The sequence below is a fragment of the Lactobacillus delbrueckii subsp. delbrueckii DSM 20074 = JCM 1012 genome, from assembly GCF_001433875.1.
GTDB lineage: Bacteria > Bacillota > Bacilli > Lactobacillales > Lactobacillaceae > Lactobacillus > Lactobacillus delbrueckii.
In genome coordinates this window covers 1-10,561 of the sequence record NZ_AZCR01000052.1, presented here as the reverse complement: position 1 = coordinate 10,561, position 10,561 = coordinate 1, and the positions used below count along the sequence as shown (strand labels likewise).

At 40.0% G+C, this 10,561-nt stretch carries 9 protein-coding genes and 1 pseudogene; 9 read left to right on the top strand and 1 reads right to left on the bottom strand.

Annotated features, from left to right (window positions below; translation table 11 throughout):
* The first annotated feature begins 278 nt into the window (after positions 1-278).
* The 9 genes from FD23_RS06925 to FD23_RS06880 all read left to right on the top strand — a co-directional run bounded on the left by FD23_RS06925 (position 279) and on the right by FD23_RS06880 (position 9,504).
* Positions 279-1,313: an LCP family protein gene (locus FD23_RS06925; RefSeq protein ID WP_052933787.1), complete on the top strand. Its 1,035-nt coding sequence runs from the start codon at positions 279-281 to the stop codon at positions 1,311-1,313.
* Positions 1,313-2,200: a YveK family protein gene (locus FD23_RS06920; RefSeq protein WP_025896377.1), complete on the top strand. Its 888-nt coding sequence runs from the start codon at positions 1,313-1,315 to the stop codon at positions 2,198-2,200. Before FD23_RS06925 ends, FD23_RS06920 begins: the two co-directional genes overlap by 1 nt.
* A gap of 9 nt (positions 2,201-2,209) precedes the next feature.
* A complete protein-coding gene (locus FD23_RS06915) occupies positions 2,210-2,989 on the top strand; it encodes a CpsD/CapB family tyrosine-protein kinase (protein WP_052933786.1) in 780 nt (259 codons plus the stop codon).
* A gap of 3 nt (positions 2,990-2,992) precedes the next feature.
* Complete coding sequence (locus FD23_RS06910; protein WP_025896380.1) at positions 2,993-3,769, top strand: tyrosine-protein phosphatase; 777 nt, start codon at positions 2,993-2,995, stop codon at positions 3,767-3,769.
* Between the two features lie 30 nt (positions 3,770-3,799).
* A complete protein-coding gene (locus tag FD23_RS06905; protein ID WP_025896381.1) occupies positions 3,800-4,468 on the top strand; it encodes a sugar transferase in 669 nt (222 codons plus the stop codon).
* Positions 4,469-4,521: 53 nt separating this feature from the next.
* Entirely contained in the window at positions 4,522-5,739 is a 1,218-nt protein-coding gene (gene cps2T, locus FD23_RS06900) for a beta 1-4 rhamnosyltransferase Cps2T (protein ID WP_052933785.1), read from the top strand.
* 698 nt (positions 5,740-6,437) lie between these two features.
* The gene (locus FD23_RS06890) at positions 6,438-7,385 is read left to right on the top strand and encodes a capsular polysaccharide synthesis protein (protein ID WP_025896393.1); all 948 of its coding nucleotides are present in this window, start codon (positions 6,438-6,440) and stop codon (positions 7,383-7,385) included.
* Positions 7,386-7,400: 15 nt separating this feature from the next.
* Positions 7,401-8,327: a capsular polysaccharide synthesis protein gene (locus tag FD23_RS06885; protein ID WP_025896394.1), complete on the top strand. Its 927-nt coding sequence runs from the start codon at positions 7,401-7,403 to the stop codon at positions 8,325-8,327.
* Positions 8,308-9,504, top strand: coding sequence for a hypothetical protein (locus tag FD23_RS06880; protein ID WP_025896395.1), 1,197 nt, complete (start codon positions 8,308-8,310; stop codon positions 9,502-9,504). The genes FD23_RS06885 and FD23_RS06880 overlap by 20 nt, the downstream gene beginning before the upstream one ends.
* 145 nt (positions 9,505-9,649) lie before the next feature.
* Here FD23_RS06880 and FD23_RS06875 read toward each other — a convergent pair.
* Positions 9,650-10,298: pseudogene (locus tag FD23_RS06875) on the bottom strand (transposase); the annotation flags it as partial.
* Between the last annotated feature and the right edge of the window lie 263 nt (positions 10,299-10,561).

The window sequence follows — 10,561 nt, the reverse complement described above, 5'->3', positions numbered from 1 at the left end:
CCGCATTTACCGGCGTAGATAGTCAAAATCTGCTAGATGTTATGGTAAGTGTTCAATTTATTCTTGCAATTGGCGAATTTTAAGGAGATTTGATCCATGGAAATAGATTGGAAACGATTTAAACCTTTTTTGGGAAGATCACATGTTGTATAATGAAGTAATATCATGGATTGTGCATGTGATAGTAGCAATGCTTATCCAACAATAACAGTTATGTTCTAGGAAAAATAGAGATAAAAAATGGGTATGGAATATAAGGAGAGTAAGAAAAGATAATTATGAACGAACCTGATCAAAGTCGTGTTCATCACCACCACCATCACCGCCGCCGTAAGCGCCATATCGGCCGCTGGATCGCGGGAATTGTTGGGGTCTTGCTGCTGGCAGCGTTATTAGTAATCGGTCATGCTTATAAGAATGCCAGGGATGCAGCGACGACGATGTACACGCCGGTTTCAAAGTCTACCAAGTCAAACAAGAACCGGTCCAGCTTAGACAAGATCCTGGATGCCAAGAAGCCAGTCAACCTCTTGATTCTGGGGACTGACACCGGGGCTGAAGGACGGAGCGTAAAGAACTACCACGGCTTGACTGACTTGATGATGTTCGTCACGGTCAATCCAAGTAAGAAGCAGACGCGGGTAACCACGATCGCCCGGGACTCCAAGGTTAACCTGCCGGATTACCCGGAGGTTTCACCGATCAAGCTGAACAGCGCCTACTCTTTGGGCGGGGTTAGCGAGACGATCAAGACTTTGGATAAGTACTACAGCGTGCCGATTGATGGTTATGTCCTGGTTAACTGGGCAAGTACCATGAAGATCATCACCAAGATGGGCGGGGTGGATGTCATCTCTCCATTGACCTTTGACAATATGGGCTACTCCTTCAAGAAGGGGCAGATGTACCACATCTCTGGCAAGAAGGCTTTGGCCTTTGTTCAGCTCCGCCACGGTGACCCGCGGCAAGACTACGGCCGCCAGGAGCGTGAACGGCTGGTGATGATGGCTGCAATTAAGAAGAGCGTGTCATACAAGACCATCTTAAACAGCTCATTCATGCAATCTTTGGGTGACAGCATGCAGACTGATCTAAGTTTGAACGACATGATTAAGTTGGCCATGAATTACCAAGGGTCAACTGACAATGTCAAGTCAGACTACGCTCAAGGGAAGAGCAGCAGCGTCAACAATCAAAGATTCGGCAACATGGAAGTTGAAATCATGTCTACTAAGGAAAGACAGCGGATTTCCAACAATATCCGGCAAACTTTAGAAATTAAGAATGTCAACGTTTATAAGGAGGATAACTAGTGAGCGCTGAACAACAGAATAATGAAGAAGTAACCATTGACCTGCGCAGGCTCTTCATCTTAATCAGAAAGCACATTATTAGCATTTTGATTTGGATGATCGGTCTGGGCTTGATTGCTTATGGGGTTGCAGAATACGTGTTAGTGCCGAAGTACACAGCCAGCACCCAATTATTGGTCAACCGGAAGTCAGCAGATGCTAACCAGGCCTATACCAACCAGCAAGCCGACATTAACGCCGTTACTACTTACAAGGACATTATCACTAGTAACGTTATTTTAAAGGGTGCATCCAAGTACCTGGCTAACCCAGTAACTCTTGTTAAGAAGGCAACTCCAGCCAAGAAGGCTGTTTACAAGACTAATGATGATGGTACTAGAGCCCTGGTTAAGAAGGCGGTTAATGCTAAGCCAGCAGTTTACAAGCGGGAAAGCAAGAGCTACTCAATCTCCCCAAGTGAATTGGCTAGTGCGGTTTCAGTAACCACTACGACTTCTTCCCAGGTCTTCACCTTGTCAGCTACGGCTGAAACGCCAGCCAAGGCCCAGGCAATTGCTAATGCAGTTGCCAAGGAATTTAAGGAACAGATTCCTAAGATCATGGATGTCAACAACGTGACGATTGTTGCAGAAGCACCTAAGGGAACCAAGTCTTTCCCAAATGTAAAAATGATTACTGCTGTTGGCGTTTTAGCTGGTTTGGTAATCAGCTTGTTGATCATCATTATCAAGGACTTGTCGGACACGACTGTTCGGGAAGATTCATTCATGACTAACGAACTTGGCTTGACCAACTTGGGTGAAATTGCAAGCATCACGATGCCAAAGGACTGGACCTTTACGGCTAAGACAGCTGAAAAGCGCGGCAGTTCCAGAAGACGGGTTTAGGAGGTTAGCATGGCATTCGGTAGAAAGAAGCATTTAGATAACGAATCGATGAAGAACGGGGTCAAGCTGATTACTTTGGCTAACCCACAAAGCGTTATTTCAGAACAGTTCAGAAACATCCGGACCAACATCAACTTCATGAACGTTGATAAAGAAGTAAAGACGATCGCCTTTACCTCAGACATGGCTAGTACCGGCAAGTCTACTGTCAGTGCAAATGTAGCAGTTACTATGGCTCAAGCTGGTAAAAAGACAATCTTGATAGATGCGGACCTGCGCCGGCCAACTCTTCACCCTACTTTCAATGTTTCCAACAGCAACGGCTTAACAACTCTTTTGACTAGCCGGGGCAAGGAGATGGATGCAAGCAGCGTGATCCGGGAAAGTGGCGTGGAAAACCTGTCAATCTTGACCGCTGGTCCAATCCCGCCAAACCCTTCAGAACTTCTGTCTTCCAAGCATATGTTGGATTTGATTGAAGTCTTGAAGCAAGAATACGACATGGTCGTAATCGACTTGGCGCCAATTTTGGATGCGGGTGAAACCCAGCAATTGACCAGTTCTTTGGACGGAACGATCTTGGTTGTGCGGCAGGCACATTCACAGAAGTTAGCAGTTAAGCGGGCAGTTGAGCTGCTTAAGCTGACTAATTCAACAATCTTGGGTTATGTTATGAACGATGTTGATGCCGATGGGGATGGCGGTTATGGATATGGTTATGGATACGGCTATGGCTACGGTTATGGCGAAGAAAAGGAGAAGAAGGGTCTCTTTGGGAGAAAGAAGTAGCTCATGCCGGTAGTTGATTTACACTGTCACATCTTGCCAGGGATCGACGATGGTTCAAAGTCTTGGGAGGCTTCACTTAAGCTTGCCAGAGCTGCGGTTGCGGATGGTGTAACCCATGCCTTGTGTACTCCACACACATTAAATGGCCGCTACACCAACCACAAGCAAGATGTGATCAAGCTGACGGAAGAGTTTCAAGACCGGATTGACCAAGCGGGTATTCCGCTGACGGTCTTTCCAGGACATGAAGTTAGACTATCAGGTGGCTTAACTGAAGCCCTTGACAATGATGACATCCTCTTCTGCGATGAAGATGGCCACTACATGCTCTTGGAATTGCCAAGCAATGAAGTGCCACATTACACCAAGAACATGGTGTACGAACTGACCAGAAGAGGGATTACGCCAATCATTGTTCACCCAGAACGGAATAAAGAAATTCTTGCAAATCCGCAGAAGCTGCAGGAATTCTTGGAAATGGGAGTTTTGGTGCAGATTACTGCCAGCTCATATACCGGCTTGTTTGGTAAAGAAATTGAAGACTGCAGCCGGGAGTTTATCAAGGCTGGACAATGTGCTTTCTTTGCCAGTGATGCTCATGATTTGCCAAGACGGCAATACCAACTGGGTGAAGCACTAGACAAGTTGGCAAAGGAATTTGGTGAAGAAAAGAAACAGAAGTACTTGGACAATGCGCAAGCGGTAATCAATGGCGATCCGGTTTACTTGAACTGGCAACCTTTACCGAAGAAGCGCAAGAAGTTCTTATGTCTGTTTTAAAGTAGAAATTTGGATGAAGGAGAGGAAAAAATGGATATGGGATATAGCAGCAGTCCAGCATATGTTAAACAGTCCAAAGTCAAGGGCCGCCCTCTCTACCATGGGATTAAGCGTCTCTTTGATTTCCTGGCTTCTTTAGTTGCTTTGATTCTGTTGTCGCCGCTCTTCTTGTGGCTGGCAATCAAGATTCATGGTGAAGATGGCGGTCCGGTCTTTTATTCACAGATCAGAATTGGCAAGGACGAAAAGCCATTCCGGATCTACAAGTTCCGGTCTATGGTGGTCAATGCTGAGAAGCTGAAGAAGGAACTCTTGGATCAGAATGAAGTTGAAGGCGCCATGTTCAAGATGCATGATGATCCACGGATTACCAAGGTTGGCAAGTTCATTCGGGCTCATAGTTTAGATGAGTTGCCCCAGCTGTGGAATGTGCTGATTGGCAACATGTCGCTGGTAGGGCCCCGGCCACCTTTGCCGAATGAGGTTGACCAGTACACTGACTACGACAAGCAGAGACTGTTGGTTAAACCAGGCTGCAGTGGCCTCTGGCAGGCAACTAGCCGGAACGCGGCTGACTTTGCGGAAATGGTGCAACTCGATATTGAGTACATCAACCGGAGCAGTGTCTTCTTTGATTTGTGGATCATTTTTAAGACGATCGGTGTTATCTTTCATCCGAATGGGATGTATGAAGAGTAGAAAGCTAGTTGAAAAACTAGCTTTTATTTGAATCAAGATAAAGTTAGGAAACAATGAATAAGGTTCAACATATTTTTATTATTGGCTCTAAAGGGCTAGGAAATTATGGCGGTTATGAGACTTTTGTCGATAAGCTGACTGAATACCACCAAGATAATCCGAACATTAAGTACCATGTTGCTTGCAAAGGCAATGGTAAAGGATTTATGGATGAAACTAAGCTTATTGGAGCAAAGACAATCGATAAGTATCATTTCGAATACCATAATGCAGATTGCTTTAAGATCTATGTTCCGGAGAAGCTTGGCTCTGCGCAAGCAATCTATTACGATATTGAAGCGTTGAAGCAAAGCATTTCGTATTGCAAGGATAACAATATTCAGAATCCTATTATTTATATTCTGGCTTGCCGAATCGGACCATTTGTTGGTAAGTATCAGAAACAGATCCATAAACTAGGCGGCAAGCTGTTGGTAAACCCGGATGGTCATGAATGGATGCGAGCAAAATGGTCTAAGCCGGTTCGCCAGTATTGGAAGACTTCAGAGAAAGGCATGGTAAAGCATGCTGACTTACTGGTATGTGATTCAGTCAACATTGAGAAATATATTCAGGAAGAATACAGTCAATACAAGCCACATACTACATTTGTTGCGTATGGTGCGGATATCAAAAAATCTAGTCTTGCAGATGATGACCCTAAGTTTGTCGATTGGATGGCAGAAAAGGGACTCAATCCCTACGAGTATTATTTGATCGTTGGTAGATTTGTTCCGGAAAACAATTTTGAGACGATGATTCGTGAATTTATGAAGAGTCACAGTCAAAAGGATTTGGCAATCATCACGACTAAAGATAATGCCTTTTTGAAGGAACTCGATGAAAGATTGCATTTTAAGAAGGACTCACGGATCAAGTTTGTTGGTACGGTATATGATCAAGAACTACTGAAGAAAATTCGCGAAAATGCTTATGGTTATTTCCATGGACATTCAGTTGGTGGGACCAACCCAAGTTTGTTGGAAGCGTTGAGCTCAACTAGATTGAACTTGCTCTTGGGGGTTGGCTTTAACAAGGAAGTTGGTCAAGATTCTGCTTTGTATTGGAACAAAGAAGCTGGCAATTTAGCTGCTTTGATTGACAAGGCTGATCAAATGAGTGATGAAGAACTTAAAAAGTATGATTTGCGAAGTAATGATCGGATTAGGGATGCGTACAGTTGGCAATTCATTGCTGATGAATACGAAAAAATGTGGAAGTGTACATTATAGTAGCTTTGATGGCTTGAAAGCAAGCAGTTTTGAGGCATATCAAGCGTAGATGCTTATCTTTAATAAGTACTGGTCATCTAGAGAAGCGTTATTTGATCCAAAGACAAATAAGATTAAATATTTTATGTGTAAGTCATACGTGTCAAAAACAAATGACGCTATGCAGCGGATATTGCTTATGATGCTAATTTCCCAGGATTTTACAACTCAATGTCTAAAAAGCCTACTATTACGGCCTTTTTCGAAGTTTAAGATAATATTTTTTGAGTTGTAACTTAAACTCAACGAAATCCTCTAAAAGGTTGATATATCAAGTAATAGAGTACTTTGAGTAGTAATTTATGGGAAATTAGCATATGACGTTCGTGGGGGAAACAATTTCAAAGGTCGCCCAATCCTTGGGCATAAGTTAAACGGAATTGTTATTGCTGCGGGCGCGATTATTGGTAAAAACTGCTACATTTCACACCAAGTTACTTGGCAGAGATGGTAGTACGAGAATTTGGACGAAATGGCGAAAGGGTTGTTGTTGATATCCCTAAGGAAAATATGGGGTATGCCCCGGATACACATATGTGGCTTGATAATAGTAAATTACGATCTTTGGGTTGGAAGCCAACTAAGAATATGATAGAGTCATACAACAATTTAATAGATTGGCTAATAGCTACTGAGCATTAGTATGAGGAGGTAGAGAATTGGGGATTAAGGAGACGTTTCAAAAACAAGGCGGTTTTGAGTTGCTAAAACGCTACTGGAAAGGCGGAGCTTTAGGCACAGCGATTGGAGAATTTCTTCTGCTTGGTAAAAGCCGAACATCTTTGGAAATACTCCGTCTATCAGCTACGCTGAAAATCAAACAGAAAATGGATAAAAGGTATGGCTACTTGTTAGATGAATTTGACAGAAGGTATGATCCTTCGGTAAAACATCTGATGTCCAACAAAGTTTGGGTATGTTGGTTCCAAGGTATGGATCAAGCTCCTAAAATTGTTCAGAAATGTTACCAGTCCCTTAAAGAAAATTTGCCGAGTAAAGATATTATTGTTTTAACTAGTGATAATATAAAAGATTATGTTACTTTTCCTAATTATATTTATGATAAGTGGCAACAAGGAATTATCACCAATACACATATGACTGATCTTCTACGTTTAGAGCTTTTAACCACGTATGGTGGCACTTGGATTGATGCAACCGTGTTATGTACTCAGAATGAAAAACAGGTACCTAATTACTTTTTTGATTCGGAATTATTTGTTTATCAATGTTTGAAGCCAGGCCGTGATGGAAATGCCACTTATTTTTCAAGTTGGTATATGAATGCGAAGTCTCACAATCGAATTCTTGAAGCAACGAAAATGATGTGTTATAAATATTGGGAAAATAGTAATATGATGATAGACTATTTTTTATTGCATGATTTTATGTCTATTGTGATGGAACATTACCCTGAAGAATGGCATCAAATTGTTCCAAGAGATAATGCTGCGCCACATGAAATGCTTTTGCGGCTGTTTGATGACTATGATGAAGATATGTGGAATGCAATTGTTGAACAAACACCGTTTCATAAACTAACGTACAAATTTGATGAGGATAAGATTAAACAAACTTGTTTAATTCATCATATTTTAGAAAGTTAAGTTTTAAGAGGGACTATGTCTAAAAGTTATAAAGAATACTTTAGTCAAGCACTAAAACAGGGTAATTTGTTTCCAAAAATAATATGTTACGCTTTAGAGAAAATAAATCTGTCTAGTGAAACAATACGTAGGTTGCAACTTCGTAAATACTTTTACGAAAAGTTAAAAAACAAATACTTTTCAAAAGTCGATGAAACAGTATATACTTTTAAGACTTTTGAAGAAAAGAAAGTAATTTGGATGTTTTGGGATAGTGGTATTGAAAATGCACCGAATATAGTAAAACAGTGCTATAATAGCATACAAAAATTTAAGCCGAAAGACTATGAGGTTATACTTTTAAACAGGGAAAATATGTTTGATTATGTAACTTTCCCTGATTACATTATCAAAAAAGTCAACAATGGAACGATTCCAATCGCAAATTTTTCTGATATCTTACGTCTTTTTCTTTTAGTGCAATATGGCGGCATTTGGATGGACGCAACAGTATATTTGTCTAGCAATATAGATGATATTGCTAGTATTGATGGAATGTTTGTCTTTTCAAATGAATATAGAAATGACGAGGTTATAAACTTTGATAGCTGGTTTATTAAGGCGCAACCTAATAATCTATTGCTTAGAAAAACTTTAAATTTGATGTTAATGTACTGGCAAGATGAAGATGTATTGCACGAATATTTTATTTGTCACTTATTCTTTAAGATGGTTACTGAAAAGTATCCTGATGAATGGGAAAAAACCTATAAACAAACAACAATGCTTCCCCATAGTCTGTATAGGATGCAGTATGAACGTTTTAACGCTCAAAAGTTAAAAAAAGATTTTGAACTGTGTAGCATACATAAGATGTCGTATAAGAATTTGAGACTGGATACAAAGGATACTTACATAAGCAAGATTATGGACGGGATAACATATGAAGATCTCTGTAAATAAGGCTCTCTCACACTATATATCTTTATCTATAATTGTTTTGCTTTTTCAAGCGCTTATTTCTAGACTTTTGCCTATAGCCACCTATTATGATGAGTTTTTTGAACTATCTTTAATATTTATTCTACTGTTTTTGAAAAAAGCAATCAGCAAAGAAAATTTTATCGTACTAGTATTGGTTTTGTTCACCATTGCGTTAGGTGTGATTGGGAATTTTAAGAGTAATTACAATCTAAGTATTGTCCCTATGGCACTTGACGCTATAGTGATACTAAAGCCATTTGTGGCTATTATTGCCATGAAAGAATTATGCAATCCTCAAATCGTTAAGAATGTATATCATAACATAAAAAACGTTTTGGAATTATATATATTATTGGCGGTTGCTTTATATATTCCACTCTATTTTATAGATAGAAGCAGTGCTTTTTCACAAGTACGCTTTGGTCTGCCTTCTTATGCGTTTATTGCTGGTAATCCTGGGATTTTGGGAATAAATGTTTCTGAAATCATCGCTTTTCTTTCTTTAAACGATGGCTATTATTCTTCCGTTAAAGGAAAGACGATATTAATTATGGGGTTATTCCTATGTTTGGCAACAACAAAGGGACCTAGCTTAGTTTTTGTTGGTATTTTGCTGCTTTTAATATTTTTAATGGGGCAGAAGATAAGAATTTGGCAGATTATAGTATCAATAATCGTTGTGCTTGGGGTAAGTCAGTACCAAATAAAGACGTATATAAAAGATGTAACTTCTCCAAGAAGTCTTTTGCTAAATACAGGAATAAATTTGGCTAAAGAATTTTTTCCTCTAGGAACAGGACTGGGTACTTTTGGTAATCAAGTTTCATATGATTACTACAGTCCTGTATATTATAAGACTGGCTTGGCATATGTTTGGGGACTTCGCCCTCAAGACAATGCTATGTTTATGAATGACAACTATTGGCCAATGTTGATGGCACAATTTGGTTATATAGGAGCTACTATTTTTTTAGGTATATATATTTTTTTCTTTGCAGAACTAAATAAATTGATAGATGAGTATAAGCTAAGAAAGCAAATATTTATTACTTTATACGGAACCTTAATGTATATGAGCTTAGCAAGTGCGTATTTAACAGGAACTATTGGTGAACTAGGTTTTTTAGTTATCGGTTTATATATCGCTTTAATCTAAAATGGTATCGTAATTTTGTTATATAGATTCAAATAGTAGTGGAAAATACCATGTTGGATTGTACAAAAAATCAAATGGATTATTGCATAGAAAAGAGACATAAAAAATGAGGATTGCAGTTGTGTTTTTAATGCCGTAGTACTAATACACTCTCGATTGTTCGCCGAATTGCCATTAGTTCTCTATTGTTATGTTGCTTAGTAACTTTCATATTTTTCCGGTAAGGTGTCCACAGTATATAGCCGTTTGTCTTGAGAGCTTCGTACAGTCGTTTGCCTATATAGCCTTCATTACCTAAGATATAGCGCCCTTCGGGATGGGTACTGGGAATCACTTCTTTTGCTTCTTTTGTATCGTGGATTGAGGCCTTGGTGATTACATAGCCAATGTTGGCGTTCCTTCAAAAACTTTAGCTCTGCGGTTTCTGATTGGCTGACACAAAGGCATGGGGAGACTGTCAATGATCGTGTACTGATCAGACAGATCGACTCTTGAGTTCAGATCGTTGACGATCTGAGTAGTAATGCCAAGAAGCGCTCTAGCTCTGCGATTGAAACGAGACCTGGAAAGGCCACAAAGGCCACAGCAACGGGCAAATCTGATATACCTTCCTCAGCTTGCCAGACAAGTAATGCAATGATTTCGTAGTCTGGGACCTTTACCAGACTGGCATTGCGACGGTGAGTTAACCGAGATGGGGCGTACTTGTGATAAAGTTTCTTGCAGAATTTCGACAAAGTTCGAAATTCTACTTGCAAACGGTGACTATAACATTTAATCTGTAGTTGGTTCAACATTGTAAGGACTCCTTTCTGTTTCTTCCAACTAGAGTCTACAATGTTGGACCTTTTTTGTTAAGAAATTGAAACTATATTTCAACTAGCACCACGCGTAAGTGTTATACACATTTCTTCATTATCGAAATATCAGCGTGACGAAACACTAGTGTAGTGTCATGCTGATATTTTGGAAGTGATGTGCAATTCTGGTACAATCTCTGTAGTATATCTATCAATTAGCTGCGGAGGTTTATCAACCATGACACCTACTTCTAAAA